The 25,851-nt window shown below is 69.8% G+C and carries 20 protein-coding genes and 1 pseudogene; 7 read left to right on the top strand and 14 right to left on the bottom strand.

The features are described from left to right. The first annotated feature begins 9 nt into the window (after positions 1-9). From AC3WOE_RS25615 to AC3WOE_RS25605, 3 genes are read left to right on the top strand one after another with little or no spacing between them, the layout of a single operon-like run. Complete coding sequence (locus AC3WOE_RS25615) at positions 10-789, top strand: MinD/ParA family ATP-binding protein (protein WP_492694481.1); 780 nt, start codon at positions 10-12, stop codon at positions 787-789. Between the two features lie 17 nt (positions 790-806). After that, positions 807-1,520 carry an RNA polymerase sigma factor FliA gene (locus AC3WOE_RS25610; RefSeq protein WP_492694479.1) on the top strand — a complete coding sequence of 238 codons (714 nt, stop codon included), beginning with the start codon at positions 807-809 and terminating at the stop codon, positions 1,518-1,520. 52 nt (positions 1,521-1,572) lie between these two features. Further along, positions 1,573-2,919, top strand: coding sequence for a methyl-accepting chemotaxis protein (locus AC3WOE_RS25605; RefSeq protein WP_492694477.1), 1,347 nt, complete (start codon positions 1,573-1,575; stop codon positions 2,917-2,919). A 146-nt stretch (positions 2,920-3,065) separates the two neighbouring features. Here the strand turns inward: AC3WOE_RS25605 and AC3WOE_RS25600 are convergent, their stop codons facing one another. From AC3WOE_RS25600 to AC3WOE_RS25575, 6 genes are all read right to left on the bottom strand, one after another. Next, positions 3,066-3,761: a substrate-binding periplasmic protein gene (locus AC3WOE_RS25600; RefSeq protein WP_492694475.1), complete on the bottom strand. Its 696-nt coding sequence runs from the start codon at positions 3,759-3,761 to the stop codon at positions 3,066-3,068. Between the two features lie 96 nt (positions 3,762-3,857). After that, positions 3,858-4,517 carry an ankyrin repeat domain-containing protein gene (locus AC3WOE_RS25595; protein WP_492694473.1) on the bottom strand — a complete coding sequence of 220 codons (660 nt, stop codon included), beginning with the start codon at positions 4,515-4,517 and terminating at the stop codon, positions 3,858-3,860. A 35-nt stretch (positions 4,518-4,552) separates the two neighbouring features. Then, positions 4,553-5,455, bottom strand: coding sequence for a helix-turn-helix domain-containing protein (locus AC3WOE_RS25590; protein ID WP_492694471.1), 903 nt, complete (start codon positions 5,453-5,455; stop codon positions 4,553-4,555). 238 nt (positions 5,456-5,693) lie between these two features. Continuing rightward, positions 5,694-7,556 (bottom strand): GGDEF domain-containing protein, encoded by a 1,863-nt coding sequence (locus AC3WOE_RS25585; RefSeq protein ID WP_492694469.1) that lies wholly within the window; start codon positions 7,554-7,556, stop codon positions 5,694-5,696. Further along, positions 7,556-9,778 carry a putative bifunctional diguanylate cyclase/phosphodiesterase gene (locus tag AC3WOE_RS25580; RefSeq protein ID WP_492694467.1) on the bottom strand — a complete coding sequence of 741 codons (2,223 nt, stop codon included), beginning with the start codon at positions 9,776-9,778 and terminating at the stop codon, positions 7,556-7,558. Before AC3WOE_RS25580 ends, AC3WOE_RS25585 begins: the two co-directional genes overlap by 1 nt. Positions 9,779-9,789: 11 nt before the next feature. Then, complete coding sequence (locus AC3WOE_RS25575) at positions 9,790-10,158, bottom strand: Hpt domain-containing protein (protein WP_492694465.1); 369 nt, start codon at positions 10,156-10,158, stop codon at positions 9,790-9,792. Positions 10,159-10,331: 173 nt separating this feature from the next. Between AC3WOE_RS25575 and AC3WOE_RS25570 the strand changes: the two genes are divergently transcribed. Further along, complete coding sequence (locus AC3WOE_RS25570; RefSeq protein ID WP_492694463.1) at positions 10,332-11,663, top strand: sensor histidine kinase; 1,332 nt, start codon at positions 10,332-10,334, stop codon at positions 11,661-11,663. A 150-nt stretch (positions 11,664-11,813) separates the two neighbouring features. Here AC3WOE_RS25570 and AC3WOE_RS25565 read toward each other — a convergent pair whose 3' ends face one another. The 8 genes and pseudogenes from AC3WOE_RS25565 to AC3WOE_RS25530 all read right to left on the bottom strand — a co-directional run bounded on the left by AC3WOE_RS25565 (position 11,814) and on the right by AC3WOE_RS25530 (position 22,854). Further along, on the bottom strand, positions 11,814-12,422 hold the full coding sequence (locus tag AC3WOE_RS25565) for a response regulator (RefSeq protein ID WP_492694461.1): 609 nt from the start codon (positions 12,420-12,422) through the stop codon (positions 11,814-11,816). 8 nt (positions 12,423-12,430) lie between these two features. Then, positions 12,431-14,875 (bottom strand): PAS domain-containing sensor histidine kinase, encoded by a 2,445-nt coding sequence (locus AC3WOE_RS25560; protein ID WP_492694460.1) that lies wholly within the window; start codon positions 14,873-14,875, stop codon positions 12,431-12,433. A 25-nt stretch (positions 14,876-14,900) separates the two neighbouring features. Continuing rightward, positions 14,901-16,085 (bottom strand): EAL and HDOD domain-containing protein, encoded by a 1,185-nt coding sequence (locus AC3WOE_RS25555; RefSeq protein ID WP_492694459.1) that lies wholly within the window; start codon positions 16,083-16,085, stop codon positions 14,901-14,903. Between the two features lie 126 nt (positions 16,086-16,211). Next, a pseudogene (locus AC3WOE_RS25550) lies at positions 16,212-17,136 on the bottom strand (NAD(P)-dependent oxidoreductase). 291 nt (positions 17,137-17,427) lie between these two features. Further along, positions 17,428-18,711, bottom strand: coding sequence for a flagellar hook-associated protein FlgL (gene flgL, locus AC3WOE_RS25545; RefSeq protein WP_492694457.1), 1,284 nt, complete (start codon positions 18,709-18,711; stop codon positions 17,428-17,430). A 14-nt stretch (positions 18,712-18,725) separates the two neighbouring features. Further along, positions 18,726-20,708, bottom strand: coding sequence for a flagellar hook-associated protein FlgK (flgK, locus tag AC3WOE_RS25540; protein WP_492694455.1), 1,983 nt, complete (start codon positions 20,706-20,708; stop codon positions 18,726-18,728). Between the two features lie 173 nt (positions 20,709-20,881). Next, positions 20,882-21,763: a flagellar assembly peptidoglycan hydrolase FlgJ gene (gene flgJ, locus AC3WOE_RS25535; protein ID WP_492694453.1), complete on the bottom strand. Its 882-nt coding sequence runs from the start codon at positions 21,761-21,763 to the stop codon at positions 20,882-20,884. Continuing rightward, on the bottom strand, positions 21,763-22,854 hold the full coding sequence (locus AC3WOE_RS25530) for a flagellar basal body P-ring protein FlgI (RefSeq protein ID WP_492694518.1): 1,092 nt from the start codon (positions 22,852-22,854) through the stop codon (positions 21,763-21,765). Before AC3WOE_RS25530 ends, flgJ begins: the two co-directional genes overlap by 1 nt. A gap of 224 nt (positions 22,855-23,078) precedes the next feature. Between AC3WOE_RS25530 and AC3WOE_RS25525 the strand changes: the two genes are divergently transcribed. From AC3WOE_RS25525 to AC3WOE_RS25515, 3 genes are all read left to right on the top strand, one after another. After that, positions 23,079-23,477: a hypothetical protein gene (locus AC3WOE_RS25525; RefSeq protein WP_492694451.1), complete on the top strand. Its 399-nt coding sequence runs from the start codon at positions 23,079-23,081 to the stop codon at positions 23,475-23,477. A gap of 349 nt (positions 23,478-23,826) precedes the next feature. Next, positions 23,827-24,918, top strand: coding sequence for a glycosyltransferase (locus AC3WOE_RS25520; RefSeq protein WP_492694449.1), 1,092 nt, complete (start codon positions 23,827-23,829; stop codon positions 24,916-24,918). Beyond that, the gene (locus AC3WOE_RS25515) at positions 24,918-25,838 is read left to right on the top strand and encodes a glucosamine inositolphosphorylceramide transferase family protein (protein WP_492694447.1); all 921 of its coding nucleotides are present in this window, start codon (positions 24,918-24,920) and stop codon (positions 25,836-25,838) included. The genes AC3WOE_RS25520 and AC3WOE_RS25515 overlap by 1 nt, the downstream gene beginning before the upstream one ends. Positions 25,839-25,851 lie beyond the last annotated feature (13 nt).

The raw sequence follows: 25,851 nt of genomic DNA, 5'->3' as shown, positions 1-25,851 counted from the left end.
CCGCGCGACATGCCCCAGGATCAAGCCCACGGCCTGCGGCGGCTCTTCGCCGCCTCCAAGACCCGCTTCGTGCCGGTCGTCAGCAACCCGCGCGTCATGGGTGCCGGCGCGCTGCTGGAGGGCCTGTGCTCGGCCTTCTCCGAACTGAACCTGCACACCCTGGTCGTCGACGCTGGCGAGCATTCGCCCAAGCCGTCGGAACTGGCCAGCGTGGACCTGTCCAACTGCATCGAGCGGCTGTCGCCCAAGGTGTCCTATCTGGCCGCCCGCGGCCTGCCGCTGCGCCACATCAACGCCCATGGCTCGGCCGCTTCCTTCCTGGAAGCGGTGGCCGACGCCGCACCGGACGCCGACGTCATCCTGCTGCATGCCCCGGCGGCCGAACTGGCCCGCGTGGTGGCCCTGCGCGAGGTGCGCCCGCTGCTGCTGGCCGACACCGAGCCGGCCAGCGTGACGGAAGCCTATGCCGGCATGAAATGGCTCACACAACGGGCCGGCCTGATGGTCTACAGTCTGCTGATGGCCTGCCACCCTCAGCTGCGCGTGGCCTCCCGCATCGCGCAACAGCTTCATTCCTGCGCCGACGGCTTCCTCGGCGCGGTGCTGCGTGACTGGGCCTGCCTGGATCCCCGGGCTTCGCAGCACGCCCAGCTCTCGCCCGAGCTGCGCCATCTCGCCCGCGAGCTGCTGCTCGCGGCGCCTCCCGGAGCGGCCGTCGATGCCGCTTCCGACGCAACCCCGCTGCGCCCGGCGCGCAAGGGTTCCTTCCCCCAAATCGCTGCACATTGAACTCGCCGGAGTCCGTCATGTACACGCCCAAAGGCCGCCTCGACAACAGCTCGCTGATCAAGCAGTACAGCCCGCTGGTCCGACGCCTGGCGCATCAGATGATTGCCAAGCTGCCGGCCAATGTGGAGGTGGATGACCTGATCCAGGTCGGCCTGATCGGCCTGACCGATGCGCTGTCGCGCTTCGATGCCGAGCAGGGCGTGCAGTTCGAGACCTTCGCCACCCAGCGCATCCGTGGCGCCATGCTCGACGAGCTGCGCGGCGGCGACTGGATGAGCCGCGGCACGCGCCGCCAGCAGCGCGAGATCGAAGTCGCCGTGCACAAGGTCGAGCAGCGCCTGGGCCGCGCGCCGCGCGAGGACGAGATCGCCGCCGAGATGGGCCTGCCGCTGGCCGAATACCAGGAGCTGCTCGGCAAGGTGCGCGGCACCCAGCTGGTCTACCTGGAAGACATGTCGGGCGACGACGGCGACCACGACTATCTCGACCGCCACGTGGCGGACGACAACGCCAATCCCGTGGCCATGCTGCAGGACCACCGCATGCGTGAGGCCCTGGTCGAGGCGATCAAGAACCTGCCCGAACGCGAGCAGTTCGTGATGAGCATGTACTACGAGCACGACATGAATCTCAAGGAGATCGCGGCCGTGCTCAAGGTCACGGAGTCGCGGGTCTGCCAGTTGCACAGTCAGTCCATTGCAAGGTTGCGCGTTAAGCTGCGTGACTGGTAATCCACGGGGCCACTTCTTGCCGAGCCCCGGCCTATAAGCGGGGACAAAGCGCATGTTCAAGTGGCCCAAGGCGGGAGGCTCCTCCTCCGCCATCACTCGCGACGAGCCCTTTCGGCGCGATGACAGCGCGGCGTTGAACGTCGTCAAGCGGCTGGCCCGCTCGATTTCCACGGTGGGCAAGGACGCCGCCGAAGTGCGCGGCGCCCTGGAAGACACCCAGCGCATCGTGCAGGCCCAGAGTCAGGCCATGCAGGCCCTGGCCCAGCAGCTCAACCAGATCGGCCAGGCCCAGGCCGCCATCGCTACCGCCACCGCCCAGAGCGCATCGGCCGTGCAGCGTGCCCGCGGGGCGCTCGGTGTCGTCGGCGGTGAGGTTGTCGGCATGGCCAGCACCCTGGCTCAGGTGTCTGACGCGGCCGCCGAGATCACCAAGATTTCCCTGCAGACCCGCCTCGTGGCCTTCAATGCCGCCGTCGAGGCCAAGCATGCGGGCGATGCCGGCCGCGGCTTTGCCGTCGTCGCCGAGGCCGTCAAGGCCCTGGCCGGCCAGGTCGAAGGGTCGTCCAAGGCCATCATCAGCGCCATTGCCAGCCTGCAGGAGCGCATCGACCGCTTCAGCGCCGAGCTGACCGAGAATCCGAGCAAGCCCAGCCAGATCCACGCCGCCTTCCACGAGGTCGAGCAGGACGTGCAGCGCATCTCGGTGTCGGCCGGTGAGAGCGGCCAGCAGATGAGCCTGCTCAACGAGCGCGCCCACGAGCTGGAGCGCGAGGTCTCGGAAGCCTCGCATGGCCTCAAGGTGGCCTTCGATGGCAGCGACCGCTTTCTGCGCATGTCCGAGGAGCTGGTCGAGCAGATCGCCGAGAGCGGCGTCGAGGTCGACGACATGCCCTTCATCCGCGCCGCGCAGGCGGCCGCCGACGAGATCGCCGGCCTGCTCGAGGATGCGCTGAAGAGCGGCCAGATCAGCGAGGCCGACCTTTTCGACCAGAATTACCGCCCCCTCGAGGGCACGCTGCCCCAGCAGCACACGGCGCGCTTCTGCCAGCTGACCGACAAGCTCTTCCCGGCCGTGCAGGAGAAGGGGCTGGGCTTCAGCGACAAGGTGGTGTTCTGCATCGCGGCCGATCGCAACGGCTATATCGCGACGCACAACCGCAAATACTGCCAGCCGCAGCGTCCCGGCGACACGGTCTGGAACACGGCCAACAGCCGCTACCGCCGCATCTTCAACGACCGCACCGGCCTGGCCTCGGCGCGCAACACCCGGCCCTTCCTGCTGCAGACCTACCGCCGCGACATGGGCGGCGGCCGCTTCGTCGTGCTGAAGGAGGCGACGGCGCCCATCATGGTCAATGGCAAGCACTGGGGCGGCTTGCGTTTGGCGTTTAACTTTTGACCCCTCGTCCAGCCGCACACCGCTGAACGCGGTGCGTCTGGCCGGTCCCCCGAGGGGACGGCGATGCTTGCGGCGTCGAGCCGCAAGCACATCGCCCGAGCGGGCCGGCTCGGGAGCGGCCCAGCGCTCGGCCCGGAATACGCCGACTAGTTCTTCACCGAGAGACGGATCTCCTGATTCAGCAGCTCCAGCCAGGCGTCGGCCTGGGGGTGGTGCTTGCTGATGGCCATGAAAGTCGGCTTGACCTCCAGCGCTGTTTGCCAGCGGATGGTCGCGGCCAGCCGGGGCTGGCGGGAGAGCTGGTATTCGAAGGTGGCACGCTCCGAGAACACCGCATCGACGCGGCCCAGGCTGAGCATCTCCAGCCCCGGGCGCGGGTCGACCAGCTCATGCAGCTTGTATCGACCCGACTGCAGTTCGGTCGGTAGATAGGAGCCGCGCTGGTAGGCCACGGTGGCGTCGGGCGGCAGCGCTTCCTTGCGGTCGCCGCGCACGAAGAAGCCCAGCTGCATGCGTGCCACCGGCAGGGAATAGCGGAAGAGGGCGTCGCGCTCCTCGTTGCGCCACAGCGTCATCAGCAGGCATTCGCCGTTTCGAGCCAGCGCGAAGGCGCGCACCCAGGGCACATGCTGGGTCTGCACGGTGAGGCCGGCCGAGGTGAAGGCGCGCCGGGCCAGGGCCGTCAGGCTGCCGCCGTCGGGCAGGTCGACGCTGACGTAGGGCGGGAAATCCGTCATGCACAGCGACACCGTCTGGGCTTCGGCCGGGGCAGCCATACCCAACCCCGCCAGCGTGGCTGCCAGGCGGGAGGCGAGGGCGGCAGAGCGGGGCAGGCGATTCATGCGGGTGGGGCTCAGCACTGAGCCTAGCCAGCCCGCCGGAATTCGGCAATGCGGAGGTGCGGGGTGTCGCGTGCGGTTTGCCGTGGCGCCGGCGTTTCAGGGGCGCAGCGACTCGGCCATGGCGGCATGGCCGTGCTGACGGGCGTGCTCGGCCGCGTCGCGGCCCTCGTCGTCCCGGCGCAGCCGGTCGGCACCCGCGCGCAACAGCAACTCGACCAGATCGGTCCGTCCGGCGCCGGCTGCCGCATGCAGGGGCGTGATGCCCTGCTGCTGTGGCAGATCGACCGTGGCGCCGTGGGCGAGCAACGTCTCCACCATCGCGGCGTCGCCTCGGGCCACGGCGGCATGCAGGGCGGCGACGCGCTGCGGGTTGTCGGCTCGCGCGTCGACGTCGGCGCCAGCCTTCAGCAGCCGCCGCGCCAGTTCGCCGTGGTGGAAGAACACCGCCAGACCGAGGGCCGGGAAGCCGTCGGGTGCGAGCTGGTTGATGTCCTGGCCGGCGGCCAGCGCCTGCTCGACGACATCGGCCTCGCCGAGGATCACGGCCTCGAAGAAGTCAGGCTGGTCACGCCGGGCGCGCAGCGCCGTGACGAGGTCGGCCAGCCCCATGTACGCGGCCCAGGTCAGCGCCGACAGTCCTGCAGCCGAGCGCTGGCCCAGCAAGCCAGGGTCGGCCTCGGCCAGGGCCAGGGCGGTGGAGGTGTCGCGCTGGGCGATGGCGTCCAGCAGGGCTTGCAGTGCGGCGTTGGAACTCATGGGTGCCAAGCCTAGGCCGGATCGGCCCGGCGCGCTTATCCTGGCTTGCGAAACGTCTGCCGGTAGCGCGACGGCGCTTGGCCGTAGGCGGCGCTGAAGCGGCGCGAGAAGCTGGGCAGGCTGTCGTAGCCGACGGCGGCGCAGATCTCGGTGATGGACAGGCCCTCCTCCTCCAGCAGGCTGCGCGCCCGCTCCAGCCGCAGCCTGGCGACATGGGCCGCCGGCGGCTCGCCCAGCAGCGCACGGAAGCTGCGATGGAAGTGATGCGGTGCCATGGCAGCCTCGCGGGCCGCGGCGGCGAGGTCGAAGGCCTGGTCGAAGTGCTCGTCCAGCCAGGCCTTGCCGCGCAGCACGCGGCGGTGGACCTCCTGGCGCACGGCGGGCCGGGCGGCGTCCAGGCGCTCGCGCTCCTCACGCACTTGAGCCGCGAGGTCGGCGAGCGCATCCAGGGCCTCGCGCAGCCAGCCATCCCAGTGGCCGGCGCCATCCTGCGCACCGTTCACCGGCAACCGGTCCAGGCCGAGCATGAAGCGGCCGAGCGGCGAGTCGCGCTCCCACAGCCGCTGGTTGACGGGCATGGCCTGGGCATCGCGCGCATCGGGCGAGTCCAGCAGGCGCACCAGGGTGCTGAGCCGCGTCGAGGCGACGTCGCGCACCAGGGCGTCGGCGAAGAACAGCACGCGCGTCTCGACGGTGTCGGGCGAGGCGATGTCCAGGTCAATATCGAGGTCATACGGCTCGCCATGCGTCGTGACAAGAAACTGCCCCGGTCGCAGCGTGAAGGCCTGGCCGCCGACGGTCCAGCGCGCCTGGCCGCGCACGACGGATTTGATCGACAGCGGGCCGGGATAGGCGCGCACATGGTGGACGCGGCCGCGGGCGCGCAGCAGCACATTGGCGTCGAACAGGGATTCGGGCGTCGTTCGGATCAGCAGCATGGGAGGCTGTTGGACGTCGGGATGGATGCGCGTTGGACCGGTTTTACTCCCGGCGAGCATTTGCAACGCCGCATGCGACCCCAAGGCGGGTCAACCCGAAGGGCCGAGGCGATTTGCCATGCCATCCTGCGTTGCGCCAACCTGGTGGGGATGACCCCACGGCGGTTGCCGCGCCTTGTCTGGCATGGCAACTCGCCTCGGCGCGCACCCATCTCGGCGCCCAACAGCCTCCCCGGCCTCACTCCGCGATGCAGGCCCTGTTCTTGCCGGTGTGCTTGGCCTCGTAGAGGGCCACGTCGGCGCGGTCCAGGGCCGCTTCCAGCGTCTCGCCGGCGCGGTAGAGGGTCACGCCGGCCGAGAAGGTCACGAAGACGTCCTTGCCCTCGTGGTTGAAGAGGGCCGAAGACAGCGAGCGCTGCAGGCGCACCAGCACCTGCTGGGCCTCGTCCAGCGGCGTGTTGGGCAGCATCAGCACGAACTCCTCGCCGCCGTAGCGCGCCACCATGTCGCCGGGGCGCAGCGAGGCCTGGGTGCGCTCGGCCAGTGACTTCAAGGCGATGTCGCCGGCGTGGTGGCCGAGGCTGTCGTTGAGCTTCTTGAAGTTGTCGATGTCCAGCAGGGCCAGGGCGACGCGCGTGGACTCCCGCTCGGCCTTGGCCTGTTCGATGCCGAAGGCCTGGATGAGGCCGCGGCGGTTGGCGACTTGCGTGAGCTGGTCGGTGTGGACCTCGTTGGACAGGCGACGCAGCTCGGTCTCGAGCTCCTCGACACGTTGGGTGAGGGCGCTGGCCTTGTCATGCTCCAGCGTCAGCCTCTGCTGGGTCTGGCTCACCAGGCTCTGCACGCTGCGACTTTCCTCGACCATCTCGCGCACGGTGCCGGCCAGGCTTTCCAGCGAGTCGGCCTGCTCGATGGCATCCGCGTAGCGGCCCACGTTGTTCTGGAAGCGGTCGGTGTGCTGGCCCAACTCGCCCAGCTCGGCCAGCATGCGCTGGATCAGCCCCTTGAGCGCATCACGAGCCCGGGAGCGTTCGTCGCGCAGGGTGCGCTGGCGCTCGCGCGTGCCGGTCAGCAACTCGGAGACGGTGCGCACGCCGCGCCCCGACAGGCCCTGGGCGAGCGCGTTGTTCATGGCCTCGGCCTGGCCGCGGGCCCAGGAGTCGTCCTCCGCCAGGTCGACCAGGCTGCCGCTCAGTTCGCGGCACAGGCCGCCCAGCTCGTCGAAGAGATGGCGGCGGTGGTCCAGCAGGTGGCGGGCCCGCAGGCACAGCGCCGCCATCTGGGTGGCGCGCTCCGGGCTGGCACCCTGGGACTTCAACTCGGCCTGGGCGGCGTCCAGCTCGCGCATCAGCGCATCGGCGGGCGTCGCCTCGGTCTGCGGCGAGCGCAGCGCATGGCGCACGGTGCCGTTGAGCTCGCCGCTGACGTCGACCCACAGCGGGCTGCTGTCGACCATCGACGGTGCGGGCGCCGGTGTGTCACGCAGGCCGGTGCGGCTCAGTTCGCCAAAGCCGGTGCTTTCGCGGAAACCCGTCTCGGCAAAGGCGCTGTCGGCAAACAACTGGCTGGGCGTGCCGCCGTCGTCGTCGGTCTCCACACCGCTGCCGTCGCCGTCCTTGTCCCAGCTGGCCACGAGCTGGGAGAGGCGCTTGACCAGCTTGCTGCTGTCGCTGCGGGCCAGTTCCAGCACGCGGTTGATGCCGTCCTTCTTGCGCGCCAGCGTCCAGTGCTTGCCGCCGCGCTCCAGGCCGCGCACCAGGCGCTCGATGGCCTGGGCCAGGGCTTCGGCCTGGGCGCCGGGGCCGGCCACGTCCAGCAGCCTGTCAACCTGGCGTTGCAGCTCATCCAGCTTCTGGTCGCGCAGAGCCGTCTGCAGGTCCTGGCGCGTCGAACCCGAGGGCAGGGCCAGGCTGATCAGCTTGGACATCAGCTGCTGCAGGCGTTCGGGTGCCGCGCCACCGGTGGCCGCCGCAGCGGGTTCGCCGCCGCCTTCGATGGCATAGGCGCGGGCGTAGTTCTCGGGGGTGGGCTCGAGCCGGGCCTGCGCCAGGCGTTGCAGCGCCGCCTTGGCGATCTGGGCCGGCGCAAGCGTCGGGCGCATCAACGTTGTCCGCGCGAGGCCAGGTCAGAGCTGCCGTCGGCCTGGGTGATCCAGGGCGCCTTGCGCGGCAGCACCGTCTGGGCGATCCAGCGCTCCAGCTCGTCGGCGGGCAGCGGCTTGCTGAACAGGAAACCCTGCATCAACGAGCAACCCAGGCGGTGCAGCACTTCCATCTGGCGCAGCGTCTCGACGCCTTCGGCGATGACGCGCAGGCCGAGGGCGCGCGCCAGGGCAATGATGGCGGTGACGACGGCCGAGCTCTGCGGCGTGATGCCGAGGTCGCGCACGAAGGTGCGGTCGACCTTCACTTCCGAGATCGGCAGCGTGGTCAGGTAGGCCAGGGACGAGTAGCCGGTGCCGAAGTCGTCGATGGAGATCTCGACGCCGACTTCGTTGAGGCGATGCAGAGACGGGATGACGTTCTGCAGGTCCTTCATCAGGTTGTTCTCGGTGATCTCGAGCTGGATGGACCGGTGCGGCACGCCATAGGCGCTGACGCATTGGTGGATGTGCTCGACGAGATCGGTGCGCTCGAACAGCCGGCTGGGCAGGTTGACGGCGATGGAGTCGGAGAAACCGAACTGCAGCGACCACAGCTTGGCCTGGCGGGCGGCTTCCTTCAGCGCCCATTCGGACAGCGGCACGATGAGGCCGGTTTCCTCCGCCAGCGGGATGAAGTCGGCCGGCGGCACCAGCACATTGCCGCGCTGCCAGCGCATCAGCGCCTCGGCACCCACCATGCGGGCGGCGCGCACGTCGATCTTGGGCTGGTAGTGCAGCACGATCTCGTTGCGCTCCAGCGCCTTGTGCAGAGCCGACTCCAGCTCGAGCTTCTGCTTGCCGTGGCCGGCCAGCTGCGGCGAGTAGACGGCCGAGGCATTGCGGCCCTGGCTCTTGACGGCGTACATGGCGACGTCGGAATTGCGCAGCAGATCGGCCATGGTCTGGCCGTCGCGCGGATACAGCGCAATGCCGACGCTGGCCGTGACGAAGCATTCCTGGCCGCCGACGAAGATGGGTTCGCGCAGGGCGTCCAGCACGCGCTGGGCGACGCGCTCGGCATCGCGCTCGTCGGCCACCTCGGGCAGCAGGGCGACGAATTCGTCGCCACCCAGGCGGCCCACGGCCTCCAGGCCGCGGTGGCTGCGGTTGCCCATGCCGTCGAGCACGCCTTCCAGGATCTGGTCGGAATGGCGCACGCAGCTGCGCAGGCGCCGGCCGACTTCGACGAGCAACTCGTCGCCGGCGGCATGGCCCAGGGTGTCGTTGATGACCTTGAAGCGGTCCAGGTCGATCAGCAGCAGGCCGACCTCGTGGCCGCCGCGGCGGGCGCTCTCGATGGCGCGCTCGACGCGGTAGATCAGCTGGCGGCGATTCGGCAGGCCGGTCAGCGCGTCGAAGTGCGCCAGCTGGCGGATGCGGTCCTCGGCCTGGCGGCGGTCGGTCACGTCCTGCAGGATGCCGGTGTAGCCGTTCACCGAGCCCTGCTCGTTGAACTCGGGCTCGGCTTCGATGTGGACGACGCGCTGGCGGCCGTCGGGCAGGATCAGCGGCAGGTCGGTGACCAGCACCGAGGTGTGGGCGATGACGTCGCGCAGCAGGCGCAGGAAGACATGGCGGTCGTCCGACGGCACCATGCGCATGACGCCGATGAAGTCCAGCCGGTCCTGCGGGCCGCGGCCGAAGACGCGCAGGCCTTCCGCGGAGATGGCAAAGCTGGCGGACGCGTCGCGCCACCACTCGAAGCTGCCCATGCGCGCCAGGTCCTGGGCGCGGGCCAGCTTGGCCTTGCTGCGCTCCAGCTCCAGCCGCGTGCGCGAGCTGCGCAGCAGATAGCGCAGCCGGCCGTCCAGCAGGCTCCATTGCGGCGACTTGACGAAGAAGTCGGTGGCGCCGGCCTGGTAGGCGCGGTTGATGGAGGCCTCGTCGTCCAGTCCGGTCAGCATCAGCACCGGCAGGGATTCGAAGCCGGGCGTGGCGCGCAGCAGCGAGCAGGTCTCGAAGCCATCGAGCTCGGGCATCAGCGCGTCCAGCACGACGACGTCGGGCGTGCGCGTGGACAGCAGGCCCAGGGCCTCGCTGCCGCTGGGGGCTTCGGTGACTTCGAAGCCGCGCTCGCGCAGCGCGGCGGCGGTCAACAGCAGGTTGACCTCGTCATCGTCCACCAGCAGCACGCGGGGGCGTGGCGGCAGATCGTCGAGGGCTTGACCGGTGGGCAGCATGAGGCTGGGTGTCAAAGCAGCGCGGCCAGGGCCGTGCGTACCTGTTGGATGTCTTGGAGCATAGCGTCCAACTGCTCGGAAAGGCCCTCGACGCGGCCGTCGCGGGCCATGGACTCGATGTCGGCGCAGCGTGTCGACAACGCCATCGCGCCCAGGCTGGCCGACGAGGACTTCAGCGTGTGGCTGACGTGGCGCACGGCGGCCAGATCGAGGGTGGTGCCTTCGCGGGCGCGGGCGAGGTCGGGCAGCAAACGGTCCAGTGAGTTGGAGAAGGCAGCCACGACACGCTCCAGCAGCTTGTTGTCGCCGCTCGGGTCGAGTTCGCGCAGGCGACGGATCGCCTCGGGGTCGAGCAGGGCTGCGGGCTGGGGGGCGGTCATGGACGGGTCTGCGGGTCAGGGACTCGGCATGCCTAAATGTATCTCGGGTGGGAGGGGGGGCATTCGCGAAGGAATGCACACATTCGGCCCTGTGCGCTGTGGTTATTGACATCGGGCCACACAGGGCTTGCCCAGGGCCTGGGGCCGGAGCAGCGCTGCCTACAATGAAGCGCATGAACAGCCTCAGCGACGACAGCGCGCTCCCGTCGCGCCGCCAGGAGCGACGACTGCCGATGCGACTGCTGGTGCTGGTCCTGGCCGCCGTCTCCCTGCTGATGCTGGTGCTGGGCGGTCTGGTCGTGCTGGCGCTGATGCGCGTCTGGGGTGGAGAGGTCGGCCTCGTTCACGCCGCCCTGGTGCTGACGGCATTCTTCACTGGAGTCATGGTGCTCGTCGCTGCGGCCCTGGGCTGGCACGCCGGCGTGCGCCTGACGCGCGAACGCCTGGCCGCGCCGCTGCGCGAGGCGCGCCAGCAGATCCTCATGCAGGCCCAGCTGCAGCGCGACTGGCAATGGGCCACCGACGCCGAGCACCGCCTGGTGCGCTGGCAGGCGCCCCAGGGCGCGCCCTCGTCCAGCTGGGTGGGCGCCGGCATGGGCACGCAACTGCTGTGGGATCGCTTCGAGGCGGCCGAGCCGGCGGCGCAGCTGCAGGAACGCCTGGCCGCCCACCAGCCCTTCGCCGAACTGCAGCTGGCGGCCGCCGACGGTAACGCGCGCTGGCGGCTGCGCGGCCTGCCCTGCATCGACTCGCAGGGCCATTTCGCCGGCTATCTGGGCACGGCCCGCCCCGATGAGCCGGAACAGGCGGGGGCGCAGCCGGCCCCGATCGCCGACCTCAATGCCGAGCACGAGTCCTTCAGTTACACCGTGTCCCACGACCTGCGCGCGCCGCTGCGCGTCGTCGAGGGCTTCGCGCGCATCCTGAAGGAAGACTACGGCAGCCGCCTGGACCGCGTCGGCAACGACCACCTCGACCGCGTCATGAGCGCCGCTGCGCGCATGAACAGCATGATCGACGCGCTGCTGTCGCTGAGCCAGCTGTCGACGCGGCCGCTGGCCTGCCAGCCGGTCAACCTGTCCCAGCAGGCCGGCTTCGTGATGGACGAGATCCGTCGCGGCACGCCGCAGCGCGAGCTGGTGCTGGACATCGAGCCCGGCCTGATAGTGCAGGGCGATCCGACGCTGCTGCGCATGGTGCTGGAGAACCTGCTGGGCAATGCTTGGAAGTACAGCGGCAAGGTGCCGCAGACCGAAATCAGCTTCGGCAGCGTGCAGCAGGGCGGCAAGCGCGTCTTCGTCGTGTCGGACAACGGCGCCGGTTTCGACATGCGCTTTGCCGAGCGCCTCTTCGGCGTCTTCCAGCGCCTGCACAGCGCCAGCGACTTCCAGGGCACCGGCGTCGGGCTGGCCCTGGTGCGCCGCATCATCCGCCGCCATGGCGGCGACATCTGGGCCGAGTCGGCGGTGGGTGAAGGCTCGCGCTTCTACTTCACCTTGAACTGAAGCCCCTCGTCCAAGGAGTACCTTGGCCGGTCCCCCGAGGGGACGGCGATGTTTGCCGGATCGACCGGCAAACACATCGCCAGAGCGGGCCGGCTCGGGAGCGGCCCAGCGCTCGGCCCGCCACAAGGCACTACGGCCGCCTCGATTGAACTAACGCGCGCCGGGGCGGGCCAGCAGTTCCAGCGCGTCGACCACGCGCCTTGCCTGCTCGGGCAGGCTGTGGCCATCGGCCGAGGCCAGGCTCATCAGGCGGGCCAGGGCTTCGTCGCGCGGCAGGGAGTAGCGGTGCATCAGCACGCCGACGGCCAGGGCCGTCATGTCCAGCGGCGGCAGCTCGGAAGGTGCCTCGAAGGCTTCGGCCGTGGTTGCCGGGGCGGCCGCGGGTGCAGGTGTCGCCGAGCGGGCGAAGGCCGCTTCGACGGCCGGCACGATCTGCGAGATGTCCAGCGGCTTGACCAGGTAGGCGACGGCACCCAGTTCCTTGACCTTGGCCACCGTCGCCTCGTCGGCGAAGGCGGACAGGAACATGAAGGGGGTCTGCAGATACTCGCGCAGATAGGCGGCCACATCGAAACCGGTGAGCCCCTCCATGCGGATGTCCAGCAGGGCCAGTTCGGGGCGGTGCTCGCGGGCGAGCAGGATGGCATCGTCGCCGTTGTCGGCGTCGATGACCTCGAAGCCGGCCTGCGTCAGCCCATAGCTCAGCGTCGCCAATACCAGGCGGTCGTCATCGACGACCAGGATCTTGCCCTTGCTCACCGCGCCCCTCACGAACTTGGTTTTGTGGCGGGATTGTGAACCACGCTGGGCGGAATCAATTCCAGCCGGCACACCACGTCCTCGGCCTGCTGTTCCAGGCTCAGGATGGCGCTGCGCCGCGGCAGCAGGGCGCGCACCAGGCCCAGGCCCGAGACGCCGCTCTTGACGTTCTGCAGCGCGAAGCCTTCGGGCAGCCGGCCGGGGTTGGCGATCTCGACCGTGACGCCGGCCGCGTCGCAGATCAGCTGGCAGCGCACCTGGGCGCCATGGCTGTGGCGCAGCGCGTTGCCCAGCAGCTCGTTGAGGCTCAGCGCGATGGGAATGGCCTCGGCCTCGGGCAGGCACCAGTCTTCCATCAGCGCGCCGCCTTCGGCCGCGGTGGTGATGACGCGGCCCTGCATGCGCTGCACCGAGCCGACGATGGCGTCGAAGACGCGCTTGAGCACCAGCGGCCCGGTGGCGCCCACCTGCAGGCCGTAGACCTGGGCGATGGCCTGCACCTGGCCGACGGCCTCCTTCAGCACCCCCGCCACCTCGGGCCGGCGCACGGCAATCTGCTGCAGCAGGCCGGCCACGCCCTGCAGGTTGTTCTTGATGCGGTGGTGCACCTCGCGCACCAGCAGCTCGCGCTGCGAGATGGCGGCCTGCAGGCGGGCCTGCTCGGCGGCGCGCTGCTCGGTCACGTCGCTGGCGACCAGCAGCAGCAGCTCGGGCGTGTCGTCGCCGCCGACGCCGGCCAGGTGCAGCAGGCGGGCGTCCCAGATGCGCGTCGAGCCGCCTGCCGGCACGTGGTATTCGCGTTGCACGACGGTCTGGGACTCCAGCGCCTCGCGCATGTCGGCCACCACCTGGGCGCCCTGTTCGTCGCCGAAGAGCTGGGCCGGCGTGCCGCCCAGCATGGCCGCCTCGGGCCGGCCGGCCAGCGTGGCGGCGGCGTGGTTGAGCTTGACGATGCGCAGGCTCTGGGCCTCGTGCAGGGTGATGGCCAGCGGTGCACCTTCGATGATGCGGGCCAGCGAAGCCTGGGCCAGCCGGCTCTGGGCCTCGGCCTGGCGGCGGCGGTCGATGTCCAGCAGCGCATAGGTGGTCTGGGTGTCACCGTCCTCGCGGGGCGTCTGCACCGCATTGCCGATGACCCAGAACTCGCGGCCGTCGCGGCCGCGCAGCCGGCACTCGAAGACCTCGGCGCCCGGCTCGGCGTGGAAGGCGTGTTCGTCGTCCTCGGGCGCCAGCACGCCCAGGGGCTGGCCCTGCACGTCTTCCAGCTCGCAGCCGAACATGCGCCGCGCCGAGCGGTTCATCCATTCGATGCCGTCGGGGCCGACGGTGACGATGCCGACCAGCACGGAATCCAGCACGGCGCGCTCGCTCTCGGCACGCAGCAGCAGGGCGTTCTCGGCCTGGGCCTGGGCCGTCACGTCCAGGGTGACGACGGAGGTGGAGCGCCGCCCGCCCGCCAGCAGGCCCGGTGCGACGCGGGTCAGCAGCCAGCGCCGGCCCAGCTCGGGGTGGCGCACGGCATAGCGCACCTCGACGGCGTCGCCCTTCTTGAGCGCGCGCTGCAGGCGCTCGAACTCGGGCAGCGAGGCCGGCTCGACGATCTCGCGGTTGATGCCCTGCAGCGAGTTGACGGCCTGCTTGGCGCCGGTCTTGAAGGGCGAACCCTTGCGGTGGGCCTTGAGCCAGCCGGCCTCGGGCTGGAAGGTGGCCAGGCCGACGGCGGCGGTGTCCATCAGCGCGTCGAGCTGCTGGTGGGCCAGGTCGCGCTCGTGCAGGGTGCTTTGATCTTCCAGCACCGCCAGCAGCAGGGCGCGGCCGTTGTGGCGCCACAGGCGCAGGCGTGCCTGCAGCCAGAGGTGTCGGCCCTGCGGGTCGGTGAACTCGGCCTCGGTGATGAGGGGGCCGTCCTGGGGGCGCTGCGCCGTCAGCGCCGGCAGCGGCATGCCGCGATGCCAGCCCAGCAGGGCCTGCAGCAGATCGGGCAGGTCGTTGAGGTGACGCGGCGAGCCGGCATACAGGCCGGCAAAGGCAGCGTTGTGGCGCAGCAGGCTGCCGCTGGCAGCGTCGGCCAGCAGGGCCGGCAGCGGCAGCAGGGCCAGCCATTCGACCAGCGGCGGTTCGCCGGGATCGGCCGCGCTGAGGCGGGCGTGCAGCAGCCAGTTGGGCCGGTCGCGCAGCAGGTGCAGGGTGGCGCGCTGGCCGTCGGCCAGCTTCAGCGGCGGCGCCAGCGGCGGCGCACGGCCGGCGTCGATGGCGTGCGTCGCTTCGCGCAGCCAGCTTTCCAGGCGGGCGCCAGCGGCCTGGCGCAGCAGCCGCCAGCCTTCGGCGGCGTCGCTGCCCAGCCACTCGCGCGCGGCCGGGTTGGCGCGCAGCGCGGACAGGTCGGTCCGCAGCGTCAGCACCGGGTCGCCGACGAGGTCGAGCAGCGCAGCGGAGGCAGGCGGGCCGAACATGCTCAGCCGTCGGACGTGAGACGACTCATTCGAGCTGGGCGGCCTTGTTGAGGGCCCGCAGCACGCAGGCATTGATCTCGCCTGCGCCCAGCATCAGCGCGTCGGCGCGCTCGCGGTAGTCGAACACGCTCTCGGATTCGATGGCCTGCACCAGCTGCAGATAGGGCAGGAAGGGGCCGCTCCCGTCGACCAGGGCCTGGCGCACGCGCTCGGGCACGGGGATGGATGTCAGCAGCTTCTCGAAGGGCTGCTTGAGCATGTGGTCCAGCAGCGAGAACAGGCCGCAGATGAACATCTCGTCGCGCTGCTCGCGGTCCTCGATGCTGGCTGCCAGCTCTTCCATCAGCAGGCCGCGGCGCACCGCCCCGAACATGATGGGACGCATGCTGTGGTCCTTGCTGGCCGTCGTCAGCAGCAGGGCCAGCCAGCGCTTCAGCCGGGCATAGCCCAGCAGCATGATGGCGTGGCGGAAGCTCGACACCTCCACCGGCAGGCCGAAGGCGGCCGAATTCATGTAGCGCAGCAGCTTGAAGGCGAGGCTGGGGTCGCGCTTCAGGGTCTGCTCCAGGCGCTCGACGTCCTCGCCCTCGTCGACGCGCGACATCAGCTCCATGATGACCTGCAGGTCGGCGGCGATCTCGGTCTTGGGCGCGCCGGCCGGGGCTTCGTAGCTGCCGTCCATGGGCCAGCCGATGACGGTCTGGGCACCGGCCTTGAAGCTGGCGTCGATGGCATCGGCGCCGCGCACGCCGGCATGCACCAGGGCGACGCCGGCCGGGGCGGCCTGGCCGGGCTCGAGAACGACCTGCTTGAAGACGGCGGCGACGGCGGCCGGCAGCGGCGCATTCGGGAGGCCCTTGAGCAGGCCGCTGTGGCCGGCGGCCTTCAGCGCGGCGATGGCGTCGGCGTGGGCGGGGTCGGCGGCGATGAAGGCCGGCACTTCGATCTGGGTCGGTTCGGCCGGCGGCTGGGCCAGCAGGGCGGCCAGCAGGGCCTCGCCCTGGGCGCTGATGACGGCGCCGCCCTTGGGCCAGGTGGCGCTCAGGGCGGCCAGCAGCTCGGCCTGATCGGGCTTGGCGTCGGCGCGCAGCGGCACCAGCGTCAACCGGGTGCCGGCGATGGCCCGCTGGCGGTCGATGACCGGGGCATAGCCCAGGGCGACACCGGGCAGGATGGCGTGATCGAGGGCGGCGGGGGTGTTGTCGGACATGGCGCGGCACAGGGCTGGCGGTGAATGCGGCAGTCTGCCATGAGCGCCGCCTCCCCATGGACACGATTCGTGACCGAATTCATTCCGCGGCCTGACGCTCCAGGCACGGCCGACCTCAGGCCGGCCTTACGCCGGCCCAGGGGCGGTTCGCTCCCGGGCTTCCAGCGCCTGGATGACGGCCGCCATGTCCTCGCGGCCCAGGCCCAGGCTTTGTGCAGCGGCAAAGAGCTCCAGGCTGTCGTCCAGCAGCGGTGTCGGCGCGCCGGCCCCGGCCGCGGCGTCGGCGACCAGGCGGGCATTCATCAGCACGTCGCTGATGGCCGCCTGCACGCTGAAATCCCGCCTGACGAGCTTGTCCAGCTTGATGCGCGACACGGCGCTGGCCATGGGGCCTGCATCCAGCACGGCGTTCAGCAGGCCCAGGTCCACGCCCTGGCGCTGCGCGAAGTTCACGGCCTCCGCGAGGCCTGCCCTGGCGCTGCGCGAAGTTCACGGCCTCCGCGAGGCCTGCCACCAGCGTGATCAGGTAGAGGTTGACCGACAGCTTGATGCGCAGCGCCGCCGGCGGCGTGCCGCAGGCGAAGCAGTCCTTGTAAAGCGGCGCCAGCAGTTCCCTGGCGCGGGCCACGTCTTCGGGCTCGCCGGCCAGCATGCAGACGAGCTGGCCGTTCTCGGCCGGCACGCGGGAGCCCGAGACGGGGGCTTCCACGTAGCGGCCGCCGGCGGCGTGCACGTCGGCTGCCAGCGCGGCCGAGTATTCGGGCGCCGTCGTGCCCATCTGGACCAGGGTGCGGCCTCGAACAAGGCCGACGAACTCGGGCCTGCCGCGTGCCAGCACCGCATCGCTGGCGGCCGCGTTGGCCAGCATCAGCAGCACGATGTCGGCCTGGGCGAAGACCTCGGCGGCGCTGGCCGCATGGCGCACGCCCGGTGTGCCTTCGAGGGCCTGGGTGCCGCTGCGGCTCCAGGCGTGCAGCGAATGTCCTGCCGCCGCAAGCCGCCGCGCCATGGGCAGGCCCATGACACCGAGTCCGATGAATCCGAGTTCCATGCATCTCTCCATGCCCATGAGCGGGTTGGAGGAACGCTAGCGCGGCCCAACTGGCGTGTCTGGAATCAGGGTATTCCGGGCCGAGCGCTGGGCCGCTCCCGAGCCGGCCCGCCTGGCGATGTGTTCGCGGCTCGATGCCGCGAACATCGCCGTCCCCTCGGGGGCTGAGGCCGGACACATGGCGCCCAGTGGGCGGCATGTGCCTGCCGAAGCGCTGCGGCCTTGGCCGCAGCGCGGTCCCGGCCAGACGCACCGCGTTCAGCGGTGTGCGGCTGGACGAGGGGCTCCAGTTCAACCCTGGATGTACTGGAACAGCGTCATGCGCTGCACCATGGCATAGGTCTTCAGTGCCGTGTCGTAGCCGGTCTGCTGGTTCTGGAAGTCGGAGATCCCCTGCACCATGTCCAGGTCCTCGGCGGCGCTCTTCTCTTCGGAGCTGTACTGCTTCAGCGCGGCCAGGCGGCCTTCGGTGCCGTCGAGGTTGTTCAGCCGTTCGCCGACCTGGCTGCGAACGCTCTGCATATTGCCCATGACGGCGTCGATGTCGCGGATGCTGGCCGTGTTGGCCTGGGTGATCTGGTTGGGCGTGCGGTTGGTGGTCTGCAGGTCGGCGATGGCCTTGTCGATGACGTCGAAGACCTTGAGGCCGCTCTTGCTGCCGGCGATGGCGAAGGCGTCGCCGTCGACCGGGGCGCCGGAGATGGTCATGGCCATGCCGTCGCCGGTGATGGCCTGGCCGGGCTTGAAGGCGCCACTGGAGACGACGCTGCCGAGGTCGGTGTCGGTCAGGCTGTAGGTCTGGTTGGGCGTGTTGCCGGCAATGTCGATGCGGTAGTTGTGGCCGGTCAGCAGCTTGGGATCGATGGTGCGGCCGGCATCGATCCAGCCCGAGGCGACGTTGCCGGTGATGCCGTTGACCAGCGGGCCGCCGGTGACGGGATCGATCAGCTGGGCGACCTGCTTGCCGGTGACGGGGTCGGTGGTCAGGATGCGCGGCGCGGTCTCGAAGCTGCCATTGCCGCTGGCCGCCTGCTCCCAGGCGGCGCGGCCGTCGATGGTGAGCTGGAAGTTGTCGAGGTTGCCGGTCTGGATGTTGCCGGGCACGCCGATGTAGGAGACGCCGCCGGCCTGGTCCAGGAAGGGCGGGGTGGAGGCGCCCTGGCCCGAGAAGATGTAGCCGCCCGAGCCATCGGGCCGGTTGGCGATGGCCAGCAGCTGGTCGCGGATGCCCTTGAGCTTGGCCGCCAGGCCCTGGCGCTCGGAGTCGGAATAGCTGGCGTTGCCGGCCGAGACCATGGTTTCACGTGCCTGCTGCAGCAGTTCGTTGGCGTCGCCCAGGGCCGCTTCGCCCAGGGTCATGCTGTTGCGGCTGGCTTCCAGGGCACGCTGGTTGGCGTCGACGCGGCCGATGGTGGCCAGGGCCCGCTCGGCGCGCGCGGCGCCGGTCGGGTCGTCGCTGGCCAGGGCGATGCGCTTGCCGGAGGTCAGCTGCTGCTGCTGCTCCTGCATCGCGTTCTGGCGACGTTGCAGGTTGGCGATGGAGGCGTCGAAGAGGTTGGCGGTGGCGAGTCTCATGGTTTACCTCGGGCCTAGCGCTGGGCGATGCGCATCAGTTCGTCGAACAGGGTCTGGGCCGTCTGCAGCACCTTGGCAGCGGCCTGGTAGCCCTGCTGGAACTGCATCAGGCGCGAGGCCTCTTCGTCGAGATTGACGCCGGCCTGGCCGGCGCGGCTGCTCTCGGCATCGCCGGCGACGCTGGTGGACACCTCGGACAGGTAGTTGGCGCTCTGCACGCGGGCGCCAATGTCGCTCATGTCCGCGGCATAGGTGTCGTTGATGGTCGAGCCGGGCGTGAAGCCGCCGCCGGCCACCTGCTGGCGGCCGATGAAGGTCTCGCTCTGGATGTTCAGGAAGGCCTTGGCGTTGCCGTTGTTGGTGGCGGTGTAGATCGTCGGGTCGATGGAGATCTTGTCGCCCTGGCGCGGCACGCCGTTGGTGCGCAGCTCGAAGCCGAGGTCGATGCCGGCCGCCGGCTGGTTGCCGATGGCCTGGCCGGAACTCCAGATGCCGTTCAGCACGCTGCCGTCGGCCAGCGTCAGCGTGTACTGCACATTGTTCGGGTTGGCCGGATCGGGGGCGCCGAAATCCACGGTCATCGGCGCCTTGGTCGGGTCGAAGTTCTGGTTGACGGCATAGATGCTGTCGACGCTGAGGGTGCCCTTGTTCGAGACGGCCGCCGAGGCGGTCAGCGGTGACGCCGCGGCGATGCCGTTGGGGCTGTCCAGCACGCGCTTCATGTTGACGGCGGCCGAGCCCACGGGCTCGATGAGGAAGCTCTCGCCGGCCGCCGGCGGTGCGGGCGTGAAAGTGATCTTGAAGCCGTCGACGGTGTCGCCGTCGTTGACGGTGCGCACCAGGCCGTCGGACAGCCGCGTCATCTCGTAGGCACCGGGCGTGGGGGAGGTCAGCTTGTAGCTGCTGGCCTGCAGCTGGCTGGCGTCGACGATGGTGGCCGCCACGCCATTGGTGAAGCCGCCGCCGGGGTTGCGCTGGTTGCTGGCCGCCGGCAGCACGGTGGGCGGGGCGACGCTGAAGATGGCGGCGCCCTTGCCGGGCGGGTTGGACAGGTCCAGGCCGAGGGCGTTCTGCTCGTTGACGCGTGTGCCGATGGCCGCCGCGAGCTGCCCGAGCATGTTCTTGGCGTCCTGCAGGTCCTTGTTCTGGAAGCCCAGCAGGGCGGTCATGGAGCCGCCGGTCAGCACGCTCTCGTCGAGCGGCCGGTTGATGCCGCCTTCGGTGAGGGAGATGACGGCCCGCGACGGGTCGTAGGCGTCCGGCGAGATCTGCAGTGACGAAGCCTGGTTGCCCAGCACCAGGCGCTGGCCGCCGCCGATGAAGACGCCGACCGTGTCGTCATCGGCCGCCAGCGTCGTGACGGCCACGTGCTCGCCCAGCTGGGAGATCAGCTTTTCGCGCTGATCCAGCAGGTCGTTGGGCGTGTGGCCGCTGCCGCGGGTCTTGGAGATCTGGTCGTTGATGTTGGCGATCTGCTGCGCCAGCTGGTTGACGACCACGACGTTGGCCTTGAGGTCGCTGACGACGCCGGCCTGCAGGTCGGTGATCTGCTGGCCGGCATTGGAGAAGCGCACCGCCAGCTCGTTGGCGCGGCCCAGGGCCACCTGGCGGGCCGAGGGGTCGTTGGGGCGGCTGGTCACGTCGACCATGGCGTTCAGGAACTGGCTGGCCGCGTAGCCCAGGCCGTCGGTGCCGGGCGGGAAGATCTTTTCCATGCGCGACAGCTGCTCGGCGCGGGTGGAATCGGCCGTGGCCGTGGCTTTGGAACTGGCGGCTTCCTTGGTCAGGAACTCGTTGTGCGAGCGCACGACGGTCTGCACGTCCACGCCCTTGCCGAAGAAGCCGGCACCGGTGTACTGACCCGGCGAGGTCGTGAGCACGACGGACTGGCGCGAATAGCCCGGCGTGTTGGCGTTGGCGATGTTCTGGCCGATGGTCTGCAATGCCGCCTGGTTGGCGAACATCGCGCGGGCGCCGAGGGTGAGCAAGCCTGCCATCTCAGTTCTCCGTTCCGCACTCGCGGCAGTTGCGGTGCATCAGATTTGCGGGCCGAGCGCCGGGCCGCTCCCTAGCCGGCCCGCGTTGGCGATGTGCTTGCCGGTCGAACTGGCAAGCATCGCCGTCCCCGCGGGGGACCGACCAAGAGGCCTCTTGGGCGAGGGGCTTCATATCAGGCCATCAGCGTGCTTTGCACGCGCTGGGTGGTTTGGATGGTCTTGGCCAGCTTCTCGGCATAGGCCGGGTCGGTGGCGTAGCCGGCCTGCTGCAGGCCACGGGCGAAGCCGGCGGCGTTGCCGCTCTGGGCCTGGGCGACGACCTTGGCATAGCGGTCGTTGCCGCTGATCAGCTTGGCATAGTCCTTGAACGCTTCGTCATAGCTGGCATAGGCGCGGAACTTGGCCGTCACCTTGACGGCCTGGCCGTTGATGACCTCGGTGGTCTTCACGTCCACGGTCTTGCCGGTCCAGCCGGGCGTGGCCTTGATGCCGAAGACATTGTGCGAAGGCGTGCCGTCGGCGCCGGTGATCTCGCGCTTGCCCCAGCCGCTCTCGTGGGCGGCCTGGGCCACCATGAAGCTGGCCGGGATGCCCGTGGCCGCCGCCGCGGCGCGGGCCGAGGCGTCGTGCTTCTGGATGAAGCCCTGCACGTGGTTGGGGATGCCCTTGTTGACCAGGGCTGGCAGGGCCTGGGCCAGCGTCGTCTGGCTGTTCTTTCTGATGTTCTCCGGCGACAGGTCCGGGACGCCCATCTGGCGCTGCAGCTGCTTCTGGATGGCTTCCGACAGGCCGCCGGGCAGGCCGCTCATCTTGCCGGCGAACTGGGTGTCCAGCATTTCGGTGCCGAGCTGGGTCGCGTTGTTGTCCAGCATGCCGCTGGACAGCGTGGAAGCGCGCATGCTCTTCATGACTTCCTGCATGAAGAGCGACTCGAACTGCTTGGCCGTCTCGCGGATGGTGGCCTTGGGGTCGCGCGACGCCTGGGCCTTGAGCCCATTCAGAGCGTCGACGCTGCCGAGGCTCTGGCCGGAAATGGACTGGAAGGTGGAGGCCATCAGATCACCTCGAGCTCGGCATTCAGGGCGCCCGCGCTCTTCATGGCCTGCAGGATCGCGAGCAGATCCTGGGGCGTGGCGCCGAGGGAGTTCAGTGCCTTGACGACGTCCGACAGCCGGGCGCCGGCGGCCAGCTGGATGAGGCTGCCCGGTTCCTGGCGGATGGAGATGTCGGCCTTCTCGGCCACCGTCGTCTGGCCGCCGGACAGCGCATTGGGCTGGCTGATGATGGGCGTGGAGCTGATGGTCACCGACAGGCTGCCGTGGGCCACGGCGCATGCCTGCAGCGTGACGGCCTGGTTCATGACGACCGAGCCTGTGCGCGCGTTGATGACGATGCGGGCGGCGGGCGTGGCCATGTTGACGTCGAGGTTCTCGACATCGGCCAGGAAGGAGACGCGATCGTCCGGCGTGGCCGGTGCCTTCACGCGCACGACGCGGCCGTCCAGGGCCTGGGCCGTGCCGGCGCCCTTGGCCTTGTTGATGGCCTGGGCCACGGCGCGGGCGGTGGCGAAGTCGCTGCTGTTGAGGTCGAACTGCAGGGTGTCGCCCTGGGCGATGGGCGTGGGGACCGAGCGCTCGACGAGGGCGCCCGCCGGGATGCGGCCGGCGCTGAGGTGGTTGATCTGCACCTTGGAGCCGCCGGCCGACGCGCCGGCGCCGCCGACGACCAGGTTGCCCTGGGCGATGGCATAGACCTGGCCATCGGCACCGCGCAGCGGCGTGGCGATCAGCGTGCCGCCGCGCAGGCTCTTGGCATTGCCGATGGAGGAGACATTGATGTCCAGCTGCTGGCCGGGCTGGGCGAAGGGCGGCAGCGAGGCTGTCACCATGACGGCGGCGATATTGCGGGGCTGCATGGTCACGCCCTGGGGCAGCAGCACGCCGAACTGCTGCAGCATGGCCGTCAGGCTCTGGCCGGTGAAGGGGGCCTGCGTGGTCTGGTCACCGGTGCCGTCCAGGCCGACGACCAGGCCATAGCCCGTCAACGGGTTGGAGCGCACCCCGGCCACCGACGCGACTTCCTTGATGCGCGCGGCATGGGAGAAGGGCGCCAGCACGACGGCCAGGCAGAGGAGGAGGACTTTCAGGAACTTCACTCGGCAGATTCTGCGGACGCTTGAGCCCCCGAAGCCACCGAAAAGGACGCTGACTGCCCCGCTTTTCCCAACCACTGGTCGGCGCCGCCACGGGGGCAGGGCATTTTTCACGCTGTAAGGCTGGCGGACCTGGGCCGACCACCGATCACCTGTCAGCACTGAGGCGCCCAGTCGGTACAGCCCACCCTTGTCCATTCATCCCTTCGGAGACCGATATGAAACGCCTTTCCCTGCTGACCCTGGCGCTGGCCGCCACGCTGACCACCTTCGCCGCCCCCGGCCAGGCCCAGAGCTTGACCCGCGAACAGGTCAAGATGGAGCGCGACGCCTTCCTGGCCTTGATGCGCTGGGACGAACTGACCGGCATGTGGGTGCTGAAGTCCGGCATGGAGCCGCCCAAGGGCGTCATGTCGCGGGCCGAGGTCATCGCCATGCGCGACCAATTCCTGCGCATGAACGTCTACGACGACACGGTCGGCACCTGGGTGCCCGTCAAGGCGCCGCGCGACATGAGCACGCTGACCCGCGAGCAGGTCAATATGGAGACGCTGCGCTTCCTGATGATGTACCGCTACGACGAGCAGCGGAACGAGTGGATCAGCAAGATGCGCTGAAGACCAGCATGGCCGCCGCGGGCCGCGGCGGCCCATGCCCGACCCTTCGGTCGGGCATCTCTGCGCCGGGCCGCTTGCAAGCTCCTACTCAGCTTCGGCGGCAACCGCGTGACATTCTGTCAATCCCAATTCCAGACCGGTTTGCTGGCAGTGCGCGGCCGGCCGGATCGAGCGGCAGGGCTGGAACTAGTTAACGTTTCCCCGTATTTCTGGCCGTTTGATGGGCATTTCGAGGGAATTTCGCTAGTTCGGGGCCCCGAATCGCAGGGGTTGATGACAGGTTTCTGAATGTGTAGCTCGGTAAAGTTTTGCTTACCGATCCGAGTTGCACTCGTTTGCAAGACCTGCCATGCCTCCGCCTTTCGAACCGCTGACCCTGGTTCATGTCGTGTTTTCGTCCCGCATCGCGGGGGGTGAGCGGCATTGCATCGATCTCGCCAACGCCCAGGCCGCCCTCGGCCACCGGGTCCATGTCATCGGTTCGGCCGGCTCGGCCGTGGCGGGGGCCCTGGCGCGCAATGTCAGCTTCCATGGTCTGAAGCTGCCCTTGCTGCGGGGCTGGCGCGTCGCCGCCCTGGCGCGTCGGCTGGGAGCGGATGTCTGCCACGGCCACCTCGGCCCGGCCTGCAAGGCCGTCACCCATGCCCGCAGCGCCTCGCGCATCGGCACGCTGCACGTCGGCTACAAGGCCCACCACCATGCCCGGCTGGACGGGCTGGTCTGCGTCAACCGCGCCCAGCATGAAGGCCTGCCCAAGAGCGATGCGCTGGCCGGCGTCATCTACAACTGGGCGCCCGAACGCGATGCCGCGGCCGCCGCCCGCCATACCGATCTGCGCGCCGAACTGGGGTTGGCCCCCGGGCAGCTGCTGGTCGGCAGCGTCGGCCGCCTGCACCGCAGCAAGGGCATGGACCTGCTGATTGCCGGCTTCAAGGCCCATGCCCCGGCCGACGCCGTGCTGGCCATCCTGGGCGAAGGCCCGGACGAGGCAGCGCTGAAGGCACTGTCCGCCGGCGACCCGCGCGTGCGCCTGCTGGGCTTTCGCGGCGACGTCGACCAGGCCCTGAAATCCTTCGACCTGTTTGTCTCGCCGTCGCGCGAGGAGGCCTTCCCGCTGGCCATCCTGGAAGCCATGCGCGCCGGCCGGCCGGTGCTGTCCAGCGCGACCCAGGGCCCGCAGGAGATGCTGGCGGGCCAGCCGGCCCGGATGGTGCCGGTGGGCGATGCCAACGCCCTCGGCCATGCCATCGCCGAGGAATTGGCGCGACTGCGGCCGCTGCTGCCCCAGCAGCGCACGGTGCGCTATGCGACGGCGGCCTATGACCGCTCCAATGCCGTCGCCCGCACGCTGGGCTTTTATCGCGACGTCATGCTCCGCCAGGCTGCTCAGTCCAAGGGCTTCGAGGACGAACAAGAGGCCTACGCCGCCTGGCACGTTTGATGTTGAAGCCGCCGCGCACCGATTTCTGGCAGGTCGGCATCGTTCCCCTTCCCGTTGAAGAGATCGACGCCCGCCGTCTGAGCGCGGTGCGCGAGCGCATCACCTGGCTGCCGGAGGCCGGCCGCTGGCGCTATCTGGCCGATCCCTTCGGCCTGCTGCGCGGCGACGCCCTGCATGTCTTCGTCGAGGCTTTCGACTACCGCATCAAGCGCGCCACCATCGAGCGCCATGAGTTCGGTCTCGACGACATGAGCTGGCGGCGCCGGGCCACCGTGCTGGACAAGCCCTTTCACCTGTCCTACCCGCAGGTCTTCGAGCATGACGGCGAGACCTGGATGGTGCCGGAGACCTACCAGGCCGGCGAGATCGCCCTCTACCGCGCCACCGACGGCACGCTGAACCATTGGGAGCGCGAATGCGCGCTGCTGGGCCGCCTGCCCGGCGCCGACGCCTCGCTGGTCGAGTACCAGGGACGCTGGTGGATGTTCTACACCCTGGTCGGCCCCGGTGCGCGCGACCAGCGCGAACTGCATATCGCGCATGCACCAGCCCTGGTCGGCCCCTGGACGCCGCTGGCCACCAACCCGGTGCGCGTGAATCGCGAGGGTGCCCGGCCGGCCGGCCGGCCCTTCGTCGGCCGGGACGGCGTGCTGACCCTGCCGGTCCAGGACAGTTCGACCGGCTACGGCGGCGCGACCCGGCTGCTGCGTTTCCCCAAGCTGACGCCCGAGGATGTCGAGATCGAGGCCGGCAGCGAGCGCCTGACCGGCGACCTGGCCAGCGACAGCCATACGGCCGGCCTGCACACGCTGACGGGTTGCGGCGGCTTCACCCTCATCGACGTGAAGCGCATTGACCGCTCGCGCGGCCGGCAGTGGCTGGACTTGAAACGTCGGTTACGACGCCTGTTGGATCGCTGAGACGGCGCCGCCA

Source organism: Roseateles sp. FW305-36, assembly GCF_058787015.1.
This window is presented reverse-complemented; position numbering and strand designations above follow the sequence as displayed.